Below are 15535 nucleotides of genomic sequence, written 5' to 3' on the forward strand. Positions count from 1 at the left end.
TATGTTCAATGTGTTCTTGGGAGGGGCAGCAACTCAATACGGTATTGAAGAAAGAATGGTCGGGTGAACGAAATGGGTCATGGCGAACATATTCTAAACCACACGAAAGGATCGGAATTGCAATTGTCCGCGCCCCTGACGGTTATCGCATCTGCGGCATACGTGGACGGGTTGCGCGATTCAGTCGGATCGAACTGGATTTCCGATGCGAACTTCATCGCCATCGAAGCCGGTGACCCCATTCCCGAGCACGAGGTGGCCCAGTCGGGCATCGTCCTGTTCGAAGTCGATCCCGCCGTTCCGTCGAGCATGGATCGCATCCGCAAGTTGCGTCAGATGCGCCCCGCCATGCCGCAGATCGTGGCCATGCGAAACGTCGATCTCAAACTGGTGCGGACCCTGGTTCGCGAAGGTGTGGCCGATGTCGTCGAACTGCCGTTTTCTCCCGAAGAAATCCTGCAGACGGTCGTCGCGGTCCTCGAAACCCACCGCGATGCCATCGGTAGTGAAGTGGCGCTGGCGCCGGTCATTGCCGTGACCCGGGCGCTGGGCGGTTCGGGTGCGACCACCATTGCCAGCCACCTTGCCGCCTCGCTTGCCCATGCCGAAAGCAAGCCGCGGGTCTGCGTCTTCGATCTCGACATCCAGTTTGGCCGCATGGCCGAAGTCCTGGGGCTCTCGCCCCGGCGGTCGCTGTCCGATCTTCTCGAAGCTGGCAAGCGCATTGACGGCGCCTTGCTCCAGACCGTGGCCGAACACCATTCCAGCGGCATCGCGCTGATCGCGGCCCCGCAGGAAATCATGCCCATCGAGGCGCTGAAGATCGACGACCTGCTGCGAGTCATTGAACTGGCCCGCGGCGAATTCGACTACGTCATACTCGATCTGCCCTCCAGCCTCACGAACTGGACGCTCAACATCCTGTCCAAGGCGGACAATGTGGTGATGGTGGTCGAGCAGAGCCTGGCCAGCCTGAAACAGGCGCGCCGGCGGCTCGATCTTTTCCGTACGCTTGGCCTCGATCACAGGTTGGTTTCGATCGTCGTCAACCGCACCGAAAAGAAGCTGTTCGGTTCGATCACGATGGGCGATGTCGAGGACGCGCTGGGCAGGCCCGTTTTGGCCGGCGTCGCGCTCGACCAGCAGACGCTTTCCGCGGCTCAGGACCAGGGCGTTCTTGCTGGCAGCGTGCGGCGCAAGAGCCCGTTCGTGGCGGATATGGAGAAGCTCTCTGAAAGAATTGCCATTCGGGTAGAGGAACATCGCTCATGAAGTGGCAATTTGGCGGGACCAAGGGCGAAAACCTCGAAGAACAGGAAGCGTTTGACCCGCAGCCTGTGACGACGTTCGAAGTGGACAAGGAGCTGGACAAGCTTCTCAACCTCAAGACCTCGATCCACCGCAAGCTGCTCGACCGGATCAATCTGGGAATGCTCGAACGCCTTTCGCGCGAGCAGATCCAGGACGAAATCGGCGACATCGTTCTTGGACTCCTCATGGAAGAGGATGCCGCGCTCAACGCAAATGAACGCAAGCGCCTCGTGGGCGAAGTGCTCGACGAATTGCTCGGCCTCGGCCCGCTCGAACCTCTCCTCGCCGATGAATCGATTACCGATATTCTGGTCAACGGGCACAAGGATGTGTTCGTCGAACGGTTCGGTATCCTGGAACGCGTGTCGACGCGTTTTCAGGATGAAAAGCACCTGCTGCGGATCATCCAGAAAATCGTCAGCGCCGTTGGACGCCGGGTGGACGAATCCTCCCCCTTCGTCGATGCGCGGCTTGCCGACGGTTCTCGTGTCAACGCGATCGTTGCGCCGCTCGCCATCGACGGTTCCCTGCTCTCCATCCGTAAATTCGCCAAGAAGCGGATCGGGATGGAAAAGCTTATCGAACTTGGCTCCATCCCGCAGGCCGTTGCCGATGTGCTGGCCGCTATCGTCAAGTCGCGCCGCAATGTCCTGATTTCCGGCGGTACCGGTTCCGGCAAGACCACTCTTTTGAACGCCCTGTCGTCCTATATCGACGGGCGCGAACGCATCGTGACGATCGAGGATTCGGCCGAACTGCAGCTTCAGCAGGAGCACGTGGCCCGTCTCGAAACCCGCCCGGCCAACATCGAAGGCCGCGGCGAGGTGACCCAGCGCGACCTGGTCAAGAACGCCCTGCGTATGCGCCCGGATCGTATCATTCTTGGCGAAGTCCGTTCTGGCGAGGCGTTCGACATGCTTCAGGCCATGAACACCGGCCACGATGGGTCGATGACCACGGTACACGCCAACACCGCGCGCGATTCCCTGTCTCGCGTCGAACAGATGATCGGCATGAGCGGGATCGAGATATCGCCCACATCGGCGCGGGCGCAGATTGCATCGGCAGTCAACGTAGTGATCCAGATCGGTCGTCAGGCCGATGGTCGCCGCCGCCTTCTCAGCCTGTCGGAACTGGTCGGGATGGAAGGGCAAACCATCACGATGCAGGAAATTTTCCGCTTCAAAATGGAAGGGCGCGGGGAAAACGGCGAAGTCCTGGGCCGGCATGAAGCTACGGGTATTCGCCCGAAGTTCCTCGAAAGCGCGGCCGAACACGGGATTGCGGTTCCCGCAGACCTGTTCCGGCCCAATCTCGATTTGGGGAAAGCGTAGTGTTCAGCGCCGACGTCGTCCGTTTTCTTGTCCTGCTGACCGTTTTCGCGTCGATCTTCCTGCTGTCGCAGGTTTTCCTGCGGGTCGGCCTTGCCGGACGCGCCCATGCCGGTGCGGTCAACAAGCGCCTCAAGCTGATCGCGACCGGGCACAAGCGCGAGGATATTCTGGGTGCTCTGCGCAAGCATGACCCGTTGAGCAATCCGGTGCGACTGGGCCTGTTCACGACCCAGTACAACAATTTTCGCCGCAACCTCATGATGGCGGCGATACCATTCGGCTTTGCCCAGATACTGCTCGGCATGGCGGCGCTTTTCGCGCTTGTCGTGCTGGTCGTCAGCGTGGTCGCGGTCAATTCGGGGTTCGCGCTGGGGTTCGGAATTATCCAGCTGATCCTTGCCATGGCCGCCGCAGTCGCGATCGGGCTGCCGGTGTTCGCCACGGGATACATGGCCCAGCGGCGCCGTAAAAAAATGCAGGAACAGTTTCCGGTCGCTCTGGACATCTTCGTGCGTGCCTTGCGGTCCGGTCACCCGGTGACCTCGGCGATCGAGCTTCTGACCGAAGAAATGGGCGATCCGATAGGGTCGGAGTTCGGCCTGATCGCGGATGAAATATCCTACGGTGCCGACCTTACCGAAGCGCTGGAAGACATGGGCGAACGCTGGGATCTCGAAGATCTGCGCATGTTTGCCGTATCGTTGTCGGTCCAGAACGAAACCGGCGGCAACTTGGCGGAAATCCTGGATTCCCTGTCCAAGGTGATCCGTGAACGCGCCAGCCTGTTTCTGAAGGTGCGCGCGCTCAGTTCCGAAGGCCGCATGACCGGCTGGCTTTTGACGGCGCTACCGGTGCTGACCTTCGTCATACTCTTCACGATGAACCCCCAATTCTATCTCGAAGTGGCGACCGACCCGATTTTCTACATCGGCTTCCCCCTGATGATCCTGTGGTTTTTCGCCGGCGTTTTCTGGATCAAGAAACTGGTCAATCTGAAGGTCTGACATGCTCAATTTCCTGATCGTCAATCCGATTGCCCGTTTGTCGCTTCTGGCGCTGATTTTTGCCGTGGTCATCATCCTCGTCGTCACTTTCGGACGCCTATCGTCGCGTCGGATCGAGACGCGCCAGAACATTCAGGAAATTGCCGGTGGCGGGGTGAAGCGGCGGGAATCGCTTCAGGACAAGCGCACCAATGCGTGGGCCGATTTGGCGGAACGCATCGAAAGGGCCGGATTGAGCCTGTCCGACACCAAGGGCGATGTGCTGCGCGACAGGCTGATGGCGGCAGGTTACACATCACCTTCGGCACCGAAGGTCTTTACCCTTTCGCGGTTCGTGCTCGTGATCGCGCTGCCGCTTCTCTACCTTGTCTTCCAGCGCATGACCGCAGCGGAACAGAGTTCGGGCGAACTATACGTTTACGGCTCGCTCCTGGCTCTTGCCGGTCTGTACCTGCCCAACCTCATTGTCAGCGCCAAGGCCGATCGCCGGCGCGAAGCCGTCACGAACGGCTTTCCCGACTGCCTCGATCTCATGCTCGTCTGTGTCGAAGCGGGCCTGGGGCTGGAAGCGGCCATGGACCGGGTGGGGCGCGAAATGGTGCATTCGCACCCGCTCATCGCCAACATGCTGCTCGAGGTTACGTTGCAGTTGCGGGCCGGTGCGCGCCGCGAAGATGCGCTGCGCCGCATGGGCGAACGAAGCGGTGTGACGGAGATCAAGAGCTTCGCCACACTGCTGATCCAGTCGGACAAGCTGGGCACCAGCGTGGCCGATACCTTGCGGGTCTATTCTGCCGAAATGCGCGAAAAGCGCCGGTTGCGTGCTGAAGAAAAAGCGCACCGTCTGCCGGTGATCATCTCGATCCCGCTGGTCGTCAACATGCTGCCGACAATGATCGGCGTGCTCATGATGCCCGGCATCGTCCGGATCGTTCGAGAACTCATTCCTGCCATGGGAGGTGGCTGATTATGTCCAAGCTCATCAAGATCGCAACCATCGGGGCCGCCGCGTTGCTGGTAGCCGGATGCCAATCCTCGCCGCTCGCCGGATGGACCTTTTCCAAGACCAAGGTCGCGCGTCAGGCGCCAGACAAGATCAAGGGCTCCGTCGAACTCGAGGAAGGGCGCATGCACCTTCGCAATGGCAACATTTCGCAGGCTGTTGCATCCTTCCAGCTGGCGCGGCTTGACCCCGACAGCGCAGCGGCTGCGAACAACGGCCTCGCCGTATCCTATGCCAAGATCGGCCGCTTCGATCTTGCGGATCGGTATTTCCGCGTCGCGGTATCGCTGGCTCCGGCGGAAACGAAATACGTAGCCAATCTTCTGCGTTTGCAAGGGCGGGCAAATTACGCACGACGCGGGCAGGCCGCGGCCGAGCTGGCGGCGCTGGAATCTGCGCGCGAGCAGGAGGCGCTGGCCGATGCACGCCGCAAGGAAGAGCAGGTCCATCGCCTGTCGCATGGCGAATTCCGTATTCAGACAGCAGCACCCGAAGGGGCGCCCACGATGAAGGTGGAATACCGCCAGGCCGCAACCAAGGTTGAAGAGCCTGAGGCAAAGGAAGCCGCGCCTGAAATCGCGATGGTCGATGCGAAGGCCTCGCCCAAGCAGTTCGAACTTATTTTCGCATCATGGGCGAACAAGTAGCGCTGTGGATCGCAGGCGGCCTGGCGATTGCCGGCGCCGTCTGGGATATCCGATACCGCCGATTGCCGAACTGGCTTGCGCTTGCCCTGGGAGTGGCAGCGATTGTCGCCACCTTCCTGGCTGGCGGCTGGGCCTTGCTTGGCTCCGCAGCTATCCACGCTGTGATCGTGCTGGTCGTGGGGATGGCGCTGTTCGCGTTGAAAGCGATCGGCGCGGGCGATGCGAAGTTTTATTCCGCCGCCGCATTTGCCGTTCCCCTGGACCGTGCATTGCCCATGCTGGGCTGGGTAAGCGTGAGCGCACTGGTGATCGTTATCGCGATGACCATCTGGTATCGTGGGCTCAAGGTCATCGAAGGGGGCAAGCGCAAGAGCTGGACCCTTCCTTACGGGGTTCCGATCGGCATCGGTTTCATCGCGGTCATCCAGGACAGGCTTCTGGGCTCGATCATGTGATCACGGGCCGAGTCAGAAAACGATTCGGAACAAAGGGTTAACGTTTGCAGCGCGCGATCGGGCGCCTGTGCCAGAATGGCGCAGTTCAGTCCCGGCACATTGCCCCCTCCAAATCACTGAATCAATGCGCGAATTCAGCTTTTGATAGCAGTTTTGCCGGTTGCCCGCGTGGTTGCCGCAAATGGTTAATTTCATTGCAATAAAGTCCATTCACTGGTCTTATCAAGCCAACGATTCGTCTCGGCTGTGACTCGTTCTGTCGATGCGAACAATAAACATAGGGCCGCGAAGCAGGTGGATTGGGCAATCAAGCCCGGCCGGGTTTCGTGTTGAAATCCTGACCCTCCTTACCTCGCTTCGCGACTGGCTCCGGCGCCGCCGGCTCCTGCCTGTGATTAGTGAGGAATGTTGGAATGATGGATTTCACGGGCCGTGAGCCGACCGATGCGGGTTCCGAAACTTTCGAAGACGGATCCACTGTCAATCTCCAGAGCCAACCTGCGGGAAATCCTCAACCGGCTGGGGCGGGCGCTCGGGTTCTGAACCCCGGACCCGACAATGTCGTCGTCCTGCCTTCCGAAGCCGCGCTTGAAGGCATCGCCGTCGATGGCCGCGATATCCTGGTCACGCTGGAAGACGGTTCGGTCATCCGCATTCCCGATGGCGCTATCCTCGTCCCGCAGTTCGTGGTCGACGGAGTTACCATTCCGCCGCAGAACATCGCCGCGCTGCTGATCGGCAACGAACCGCAGCCCGCTGCGGGTTCGCCGCAGAGCTCGGGCGGTAATTTCGCTGGCGATGTCGGCGACATCCAGGCCGCCTACGCATTGGGCGATTTGCTCCCCTACACCGAACTCGCCTTCCCCGAGTACAAGGAAGAAGAGATCATTCCGAACCTGGCCAACAGGCCGCCGGAAATCATCGTCATCACCCCCGACAATCCTGCCGGTGCGATTGCCGCTATCGGCCGGGTTGACGAGGAAGGCCTTCCGGCGCGCACGGTGGATGGTGTGGACGAAACGGCGGGTACCGCCCCCGATACGGATGCGGAAATCACCAGCGGCACCATCGTGTTCAGCGCCATCGACGGCGTCTCCGCGGTGCTGATCAACGGTGTCGAAGTGTCCGAAGTGGGGCAGGAATTCGTATCGCCATTTGGCACGCTGAGGATCACCAGCATCGACCTGGCGGGCGGCGAAATCGGGTTCATCTACACGCTGGCCGACAACCTTGTCGGCGAGACCGTGGACGGCTTCTTCACGATGACGGTGGTCGATACCGATGGCGACCGGGCATCGGCGACACTTCAGATCGAAGTCATCGACGATCAGCCGATTGCGCGCGATGATTCCGGTGCACAGGAAACCGAAGATGCGCCGGTAACCGTCAACGTCTTCGGCAACGATGTCGAGGGTGCTGACGGCGTGGCGATTTCGACCATCGAACTTGTCGATGGCACGTTGAGCGGAACCGGCACGCTGACCAATAATGGCGACGGCACCTTCACCTATGTTCCCGGCCCCGGCGAAGAGGGCGAGGTAACCTTCGATTACACGATCACCGACAACGACGGCAGCGATGCGCGGGCCACCGTAACCATCACCCTTCTGCCCGATTCCGTCCCACTTGGCGGCACTGCCGTCGCCAGCGTCGATGACGACGGGCTTGTCGGTGGCAACCCGAGTTCGACCGCGGGCGATCTCGATGCCAACACCGGAGACGATGCGAGCGACACCAGCGAAGCCACGTTCACCGGCACGCTGACCTTCGATCCGGGCAGCGATGCACCCGCGTCGATCGGGTTCGATCCGACGCTCGACGGCGCGACCGCGACCGTGGGTACCGAAACTGTCACTTTCTCGCTCAGCGGCTCCATACTGACCGCCACGGGTCCGCGCGGCGTGTTGTTCACGGTCGAGCTGCTTGATGCGGAAACCGGCGACTATCAGGTTACCCTGGTGGACAATGTGCTCCACGCAGGTGGTCCGAACGACGAAGGCACGGACGCATTCGTCTCGATCGATTTCATCGTCACCGACACCGATGGCGATTCAGCCGTCAGCAGTCTCGGCATCACGTTCGATGACGATGCGCCGAGCGCGTTCGACAATTCGGCCAGCGTCACCGAAGGCCTGACCGTCGAAGGCAATGTCCTGACCGACGCGGCTGACGATATCGGCGGCGCCGATGGCCTTGCCGGGCTGGTCGCGCTGACCAGCACCAATATGGACACATCCACGGTTGCGATCGTGGATGGCAATCTGGTCATTACGGGCCAGTACGGCACGCTCACCGTCGATGCGGCAACCGGTGCCTACACCTATGTGTCGAACGCCAATTCGACCAACGCCGATGCGGCCGACGTCTTCACCTACACCATCGTCGACGGCGACGGTGACACCGCGACCGCCACGCTGACGATCGACGTGGAAAACGTTGCGGGCACGGTTTCGGATAACGATGCGACGGTCAACGAAGCGGGCCTTCCCGCCGGTAGCGACGCGGGTTCCGACAGCGAAACGGCAGGTGGCCAGATCACGGTAACCGGCGTAACCGGTCCGTTGGTCTATGTCCTGACCAGCCCCACCGACGGCGATTTCGGTACCCTTGTGCTGGACCCGGACACTGGCAGCTACACCTACACGCTCGACACGCCGTTCACCGATGGCAACACGGCGGAGAACACGACCAACACCGTCAACGGAGCCGAAAGCTTCGATTACGAAGTGTACGACACCGCCGGCAACCTGATCGGCAGCGGAAGCGTCGTCGTCAGCATTATCGATGACGTTCCCGACGCGGTTAGCGAAACTGCACTTTCGATCGCCGAGGATGCCAGCGCCCCTGCGGCCTTGTCCGGCAATGTGATGGATAACGATGTCGAAGGCGCGGACGGCGCTACGGTGACCTCGGTCACCATCGGCGGCACGGACTATGCCGTTGCGGCAACCGGCACCACGTCGGTCGGCACCGCCAACGGTGCCTACACCTTCGATGCGGCGGGCAACTGGACCTTCGATCCGGCGACCGGACTGGACCAGACCAATGGCCCGATCGACGCGTCCTTCACCTACACGCTTACCGATGGCGACGACGATTTCGACATCGCCACGCAGCCGATCACCATCACCGACGGCGCCGATCCCCTTGCGGGGCCGCCGGTGTCGCTTTCGGTTGACGATGAAAACCTGGCCAACGGGTCCGATCCTTCCACGCCGGTGACCGACAGCGCCAACATCGTCTTCACCCCCGGATCCGACGCCATCGCCTCGATCGTGTTCGATGACAGCGCGACCGCACTCGATGCGCTTGGCGGCGGACTGACGTGGGAACGCGTTTCCGACACACAGATCGTGGGCCGCGACGGCGCCGACACGATTGTCGTGCTCGACCTTTCCGTAACCGGCACCACCGCCACGGTTACGCTGACACTTACGGACAATTACGCGCTTCATCCTGACCTTGGCGATGACCTTGCCCAGCTCGGCTCGGTGCTGGTCGTTGCGACAGATATCGATGGCGACGCCGTTTCCGCCGCTGTCTCACTCAACGTGTCGGACGATCTTCCCACGCTTGATGCGGTTGCAGCCGGCGCGGGCACGCTGGAAGTCGATGAAACCGATCTCGGCACCGATGCCAGCGCGGACTTCTCGGCCCTGTTCACGCCCGATTACAACGCGGACGGACCCGGCAGCGTTTCGCATTACGTCCTGGGTATCGCGGCCGGTTCGACTGGCCTTGTCGATACACTTTCGAATGAAGCCGTGGTGCTGACGCTCGAAGCTGGCGCCGTGGTTGGCCGTACGGCAACCGGCGGCGACATCGTCTTCGTTGTGACCGTCGATGCCAGCGGCACGGTAACGCTCGACCAGCAACGTGCAGTCGTTCATGCGGATAGCACGGACCACGACGATGCGACCACGCTGCTGACGGGCGACATCATCACGCTGAGCGCAACCGTAACCGACGCTGATGGCGATACCGCCACGGCAACTGCGGCAATCGGCGGCGCCCTGTCTTTCCGTGACGATGGTCCGTCGATCGATGCGGCCGTTATCGACGGTGACCAGATCGTTCTCATCACGCAGGATGTCGACACGATCGGCGCGGCGTCGGATACCGATGTGACGGCGATCAACTTCGGCAACGCGTTTTCGGTGGCATCGTCGTCCTATGGATCGGACGGTGCAGGCAGCATCGACTGGGATTTTGCCTTCGTGATCGATAACCCCAATTCGGGTCTGTTCAGCGACGGCGTGCCGGTTACGCTGGCGTTCGACGGTGCGGATATCGTCGGTTCGGCTGGCGGCACGGACGTGTTCCGCCTTTCGGTCGATGCCGACACGGGCGTTGTCGCGCTGACGCAATACGAAGAGATCGACCACGCGCTTCCGGGTGACACGTCGGCTCCTTACGACCTCCAGCTCGCAATTCTGGGTGACGGTATCCTGTCGCTGCAGGGAACGGCTTCGATCGTCGATGGCGACGGGGACGAAGCGAGCGAAACGGTTACCCTCGATCTCGGCGGAAACATCCGTTTTGCCGATGATGGGCCAAGCGTCACCGTTACCGGACTGGCGCCCGGCCTGCTGGTCGACGAAACCACGTTCGGCACCGATGATTCCGCGGATTATTCCGACGTGTTCACGTTCGACTTCGGCGCCGACGGCGCTGCGGCGGGTGGCGGTCAGGGCTATGCTCTTGGTATCGGGGCTGGCTCGACCGGCCTCGTGGACACTCTTTCGAACGAGGCTGTCGTCCTGACGCTCGAAGGCGGGCAGGTCGTCGGGCGTACGCAGACCGGCGGAGACATCGTCTTCATCGTGTCGGTCGCCGCTGACGGCACCGTAACGCTCGACCAGCAGCGCGCAGTTGTGCACGCCGACCCCACGCTCGATAACGAACCCACCGGCCTTGCCAGCGACGATCTGATCACGCTCACGGCAACGGCCACCGATGGCGATGGCGACACGTCGAGTGCAACGATCTCCATCGGCAGCGATCTGACCTTCCTCGACGACGCGCCGAGCACTTCGGGCAACCTCGAAGTCCAGCTCGACGATGACACGCAGGCCGGCGGCATCCCCGATGGCACGGGCGACGTCGATCCCGATACGGCAAACACCGCGGGCACGTTGGGTCATGATTTCGGCAATGACGGTGGCACGATCGCCTTCCTCACCTCTGGCGCGCCGTCTTCGGATTTCCGTTATGTGCAGAATGGCGCCGGTGTGCTGGTCCAGCAGTTCCAGGATGGCGCATGGGTAACTGTCGTCACGGTCACTCTGGATGCTGCGACGGGCGCTTACGCGGTCACGCAGAATGCAAATGTCCTCCACGCGCCGGGCGGCGACGAGAACGATCTCAGCTTCACCCTGACCTATCGTGTGACCGATGGCGATAACGATACGGCCGACGGCATGCTGGTGGTCAATGTCAACGATGATACGCCGATTGCAGTTGCCGGCACGTCGGCCGACAGCGTCGATGAAGATGCGCTGGTTCCCGGCGGCATCGAAGGCGGGCTTGGCGATATCGATGGTGGTGCGGGAACGGTCGATGCGACCGCATCGGGCAGCGTCACCGCGCTGTTCAGCAGCGGCGCCGATGCCCCGCTGACCTACGGTTTCGACACCGTTGCAGCGCAGGCTTACCTCACCGGCCTCGGCCTTGAATCGGGCGGCGTTGCCCTGACCTATGTGGTCACCGGCACGACTATCGAAGCGAGTGCGGGTGCCACGCCCGTGTTCACGATGAGCCTGACGACTGCCGGTGCATGGACGTTCGTACTGACCGGTCCGCTCGATCACCCCATCAACAGCACCGAAGACGACATTCTGGTGGACTTCGGCCCGCTGGTTCAGGCGACCGATGCTGATGGCGACACGGTGACTGCAACCGGTTCGGTCGTGGTCACGGTTGACGACGATACGCCGCTGGCGGTCGATGATACCAACAGCATGAGCGAAAACGCGGCATCAGTCGGCGGAAACATCCTGACCGACGGCGTGGATGACGGATTTGGTGCCGATGGCCCGGGCGATCCGGCCATCAACGCGATTGCCGGGTTCGGCGGCGCAGGCACGGTTGGCGGAACCACCGATGGTGAATTCGGCGTCCTGACGCTGAACGACGACGGTACATACACCTATGCGCTGACCCCCGGTATCCTCCAGGACCTTGCCGAGGGCGAAAGCGAAACCGATACGTTCACCTACACCATCATTGACGCCGACGGCGACGAGGACACCGCCACGCTGGTGATTACCATTACCGGTGCGAACGACGCACCCGTGGTAACCGGAAGCGTTGCAGTGGTATCGGAAGAAGGCCTTGCGATCGGCAATCCCGACGCGGACGGCGATCCGACCGACACGACCAACGATTTTGAAGATAGCGGTCAGATCACGATCGTGGATCCCGACGATGACACCTTCACCGTTACGCTTGGCTTGCCGACTACGCCGGGCCTCACGTCGGGCGGTCTGCCGATCAGCTGGGAACTCAGCCCCGATGGTCATGTCCTGACCGGAAGCACGACGGCCGGATCGGTCATCGTCGTGACGATCGACGACACGGGCGCCTGGACCATCGACCTGGTGGGTGCGATCGACCATCCCGATGGCACGGTCGAAGACATCTTCACCTTCGCCATCCCGGTCAATGTGAGCGACGGCACCACGACGACCACGGTTGCCAACGGCATCACCGTAACCGTCGAAGACGACAGCCCGGTTGCGGCGCCTGGCAACTCCAGCGGCAGCGTCGATGAAGACGCGCTGGTGCCCGACGGCATCGAAGGCGGACCCGGCGATATCGATGGCGGCGCAGGCACGGTCGGAACGATTGCGACCGGCAGTGTGACCGCCCTGTTCAGCGGCGGCGCCGACACGGCGATCACCTTCGGTTTCGACACAACCGGCGCGCAAGCCTATCTCGCCGGACTCAGTCTTGAATCGGGCGGTGTGCCGCTCAGCTATGTCGTCAATGGCAATTCCGTCAGCGCGACTGCAAACGGCGCACCTGTCTTCACCATGACGCTTGCGAGCAACGGTGCCTGGCAGTTCCAGCTGTTCGCGCCGCTGGATCATTCGGGTGTCGATACCGAAGACGAAATCACGATCGATTTCGGGCTTCTGGTGCAGGCAATCGACGCCGATGGCGATACTGTCACGGCAACTGGATCGGTCCTGATCACGGTCGATGACGACACGCCGCTGGCCGATCCTGACACCAACACGATCGATGAAGATGCCGTTTCGGTTGGCGGCAATGTCGTTGCCGACGATGCTTTCGGTGCGGATGGCGCGGGCGATCCGGCCGTAACCGCCGTTTCTGGGTTCGGCGGGGCCGGCACGGTTGACGGGACCACGGATGGTGAATTCGGGGTTCTCACCCTCAACGGTGACGGAACCTACACCTACGCGCTCACCAACAGCGCCGTGCAGTCGCTCGGCGACGGGGAAAGCGAAACCGATACCTTCACCTACACGATCGTCGATGCCGACGGAGACCATTCGACAACGACGCTGGTGATCACGATCACCGGCTCAAACGATGCGCCAATCGTCACCGGAAGCGTCGCGGCAGTGTCCGAAGAAGGCCTCCCGGGCGGAAATCCCGATACCGACGGCGTCCCCACGGACACCACCAATTCGTTCGAGGACAGCGGTCAGATCACCATCGTCGATGTGGACGACAGCAGCTTCACCGTGACGCTCGGACTGCCCAGCACACCGGGTCTGACTTCGGGCGGTTTGCCGATCACCTGGCAGCTTAGCCCCGATGGCCAGGTTCTCACCGGCGCCACGACGGCCGGATCGGTCATCTTCGTGGGCATCGATGACACCGGCGCCTGGACCGTCGACCTGGTCGGCCAGATCGACCATCCGGACGCCACGGTCGAAGATATCTTCACCTTTGACATTCCGGTAAGCGTCAACGACGGCACGGCCACGACCACGATCACGGACGGCATCACCGTTACGGTGGAAGATGACAGCCCGATCCTTGGCGATTTCTCGCCGGCTACCACGAGCGTTCCCAATTTCGATGGCGAAACCGCGAGCGGAACTTTCGATTATTCGGCTGGCGGCGACGGGCATGGGGATTTCACCATCACCTACACCGGCACACCGCTCGCCGGGGTGACCTACACCACGGTCCAGATCGACAGCGACAACGACGGGATCAACGATGGCGCGATACTGACGGCTTCGGCTGGCAGCACCACGCTTTACACCCTCGAAGTCGATACCGCCGGAAACTACACCTATACGCTGGTGACAGCCGATGCGGCGGTCGAAGTGGACCTGTCGTTCAGCAACCTGACGGCAGGTGGTCCGGGCTTCCGCGAACTGGAAGACGATCCCGACACTGCGGTGAACGAACTGGGCCGGGTGGAATTCTCTACCGACAGCATCACCGACCCGCAGGTTAACGCCAACAACAACAACTTCGGCGTGGGGGATACGCACCTCGACATCGGCGAACACTTCATCATGGAGTTCCACAACCCGGGCGCCCTCGGAAACGATCCGGCCCTGACGGACCCCCAGTTCCTGAGCGCGCTCAGCATCAATGTGAACACGCTGAAGAACTCGCCCGGAAACATCGGACCGAATGTCACGCTGCAGTGGACCGCTTACAATACCGAAACCGGGCAAACCGAAAGTGGCACCGTGCTGGTTACCGCTACGGGCGACGTGCTGATCGATCCGACGATCACCTTCAACCAGATGCGTATCGAGAACGTGAACACCAGTTCTCCGACAGATGGTGGCCGTATCCAGATTGGCGGTATCACCGTCTTCGAAACCGTCCTGCCGCAGGACCAGGCGCTCGATTTCGAAATCAGCGCCACCGATTCCGATGGCGATCCGTCGAGTGTTTCGAGCCTGTCGGTGCTGGTCGATACGACCCTGCCGCAAAGCATGGAGATGCTGGACCTTTCCAAGCACGTCATGGCTTCGGCGGAGGAAACGATGCTGGCCGCCAACGACATGCTGGCGAACGACAACGACGCGCGGTTCGCATCCTTCGGGCTGCGCACGGACGCCCGAAGCCTTGAAATGGCGACGCTCACGGCAGCGGTGTCGGGGCTGGCGATGCATCAGGGCCTCGATTTCGGGTCGGATAGCTTCGGCATCGACACGGGCAGCAACGGACTGGCGATGGTCGGTCTCGACGTGGGCACGCCCATGGCGATGGTCTCGGCAACGGGCCTGGATGCCGGTTTCGATCTCGGCGCGATGCTGGGCAGTGCCGGGTTCGATCAGGGGATCGACGCCGTGCGCGATTTCGGCGCCTTCGACCTCGACGGAACGAACCCGGTGTTTGCCCAGGGCTTCGACCAGCCGATGGCGGTGTCCGCACCGCTGGCGGATATTGGCGAACCTTCGATGGCGGACCAGTATGCATCCGCAATGCCGATGTCGGACCCGATGTCCGCAATGGATGCGCTGCTCGTCATGGCCGCACAGGGCCAGAGTGTGGCCCCGCAAATGGCCGGCATCGACGGTGCCGATGCGCTTGCAGGGATAGCGGCCCAGGAAGCGCTCGATCAGACGATCGATTACTTCGCGGCCGCTGTGAATGCCGATGGTGCTGTTCCGCAGCTCGCTCAGACTGGCGGCGATGGCATCATCACCAACCTTCTGAACGCAGATGTCGGAGGGGCTCACATGATGTCTGTCGGCCTGAATATGAATGCGGACATGGAGCAGATTGCAGACGCGATAACGCACGCCTGATCGTCCCGACAAGAAAACATGGGGGAACA

Annotated in this window: 7 protein-coding genes; all 7 read left to right on the forward strand. The window is 61.7% G+C overall.

Annotated elements, in window-relative coordinates:
* Positions 1 to 123: 123 nt before the first annotated feature.
* The 7 genes from VR863_RS14495 to VR863_RS14525 all read left to right on the forward strand — a co-directional run bounded on the left by VR863_RS14495 (position 124) and on the right by VR863_RS14525 (position 15506).
* Positions 124 to 1272 carry a CpaE/TadZ family protein gene (locus VR863_RS14495; RefSeq protein WP_324829177.1) on the forward strand — a complete coding sequence of 383 codons (1149 nt, stop codon included), beginning with the start codon at positions 124 to 126 and terminating at the stop codon, positions 1270 to 1272.
* On the forward strand, positions 1269 to 2645 hold the full coding sequence (locus tag VR863_RS14500) for a TadA family conjugal transfer-associated ATPase (RefSeq protein ID WP_434785000.1): 1377 nt from the start codon (positions 1269 to 1271) through the stop codon (positions 2643 to 2645). Before VR863_RS14495 ends, VR863_RS14500 begins: the two co-directional genes overlap by 4 nt.
* Positions 2645 to 3649, forward strand: coding sequence for a type II secretion system F family protein (locus tag VR863_RS14505; RefSeq protein ID WP_324829178.1), 1005 nt, complete (start codon positions 2645 to 2647; stop codon positions 3647 to 3649). Before VR863_RS14500 ends, VR863_RS14505 begins: the two co-directional genes overlap by 1 nt.
* 1 nt (position 3650) lies before the next feature.
* Positions 3651 to 4616: a type II secretion system F family protein gene (locus VR863_RS14510; protein ID WP_324829179.1), complete on the forward strand. Its 966-nt coding sequence runs from the start codon at positions 3651 to 3653 to the stop codon at positions 4614 to 4616.
* Positions 4617 to 4618: 2 nt separating this feature from the next.
* On the forward strand, positions 4619 to 5299 hold the full coding sequence (locus tag VR863_RS14515; RefSeq protein WP_324829180.1) for a hypothetical protein: 681 nt from the start codon (positions 4619 to 4621) through the stop codon (positions 5297 to 5299).
* Positions 5284 to 5754 carry an A24 family peptidase gene (locus tag VR863_RS14520; RefSeq protein WP_324829181.1) on the forward strand — a complete coding sequence of 157 codons (471 nt, stop codon included), beginning with the start codon at positions 5284 to 5286 and terminating at the stop codon, positions 5752 to 5754. The genes VR863_RS14515 and VR863_RS14520 overlap by 16 nt, the downstream gene beginning before the upstream one ends.
* 413 nt (positions 5755 to 6167) lie before the next feature.
* Positions 6168 to 15506, forward strand: a complete 9339-nt coding sequence (locus VR863_RS14525; RefSeq protein ID WP_324829182.1) for a T1SS-143 repeat domain-containing protein — start codon at positions 6168 to 6170, stop codon at positions 15504 to 15506.
* Positions 15507 to 15535: the final 29 nt, after the last annotated feature.

The sequence above is a fragment of the Qipengyuania zhejiangensis genome (assembly GCF_035607565.1).
Taxonomy (GTDB): Bacteria; Pseudomonadota; Alphaproteobacteria; order Sphingomonadales; family Sphingomonadaceae; genus Qipengyuania; species Qipengyuania zhejiangensis.

Bases quoted from the DNA above. Each gene is read 5' to 3' on its own strand.
- VR863_RS14500 (WP_434785000.1), top strand. From the start codon at position 1,269: ATGAAGTGGCAATTTGGCGGGACCAAGGGCGAAAACCTCGAAGAACAG.
- VR863_RS14510 (WP_324829179.1), top strand. From the start codon at position 3,651: ATGCTCAATTTCCTGATCGTCAATCCGATTGCCCGTTTGTCGCTTCTG.
- VR863_RS14520 (WP_324829181.1), top strand. From the start codon at position 5,284: ATGGGCGAACAAGTAGCGCTGTGGATCGCAGGCGGCCTGGCGATTGCC.
- VR863_RS14515 (WP_324829180.1), top strand. From the start codon at position 4,619: ATGTCCAAGCTCATCAAGATCGCAACCATCGGGGCCGCCGCGTTGCTG.
- VR863_RS14525 (WP_324829182.1), top strand. From the start codon at position 6,168: ATGATGGATTTCACGGGCCGTGAGCCGACCGATGCGGGTTCCGAAACT.